The organism is Desertibacillus haloalkaliphilus (assembly GCF_019039105.1).
Lineage (GTDB): Bacteria > Bacillota > Bacilli > Bacillales > KJ1-10-99 > Desertibacillus > Desertibacillus haloalkaliphilus.
Genome location: NZ_JAHPIV010000627.1, coordinates 1 through 324 on the forward strand (window position 1 = coordinate 1; position 324 = coordinate 324).

The 324-nt window shown below is 43.2% G+C and carries 1 protein-coding gene; it reads right to left on the reverse strand.

All coding sequences use genetic code 11. The annotated features are described in order from the left end of the window. Positions 1-261 (reverse strand): hypothetical protein (locus tag KH400_RS23595; protein WP_217228772.1); only part of this gene is annotated, 261 nt, incomplete at its 3' end. Positions 262-324: the final 63 nt, after the last annotated feature.

A 324-nucleotide genomic window follows, 5' to 3' on the forward strand; every position in this document is an offset into this window, starting at 1 on the left:
ATCCACGGCTGACCAGAAGGAAACCAATGAGAACACAATCAAGAAGTGCCACAAAACGGTTTGGAGAGCGTTACCGTAAACGTTTGTGTAAGTGTTGATTGGACGTTGTACAACAACTAAGGCAATCAGTTCTTCGATACCAATAATTAAGGCTGTCAAAGCAATTGCTGCCGCTAACACGGCACCGGTAAGCAAAATGAATGATGCGATGTGCTGGGCAATCCACTTGATTGACCATGGCTTTGCGACTGGATGATGCATGCCTGTTTCCCTCCAACTAAATTTCAATATTTCTATTATACGTGAATTCGGACGGTTTTGAAA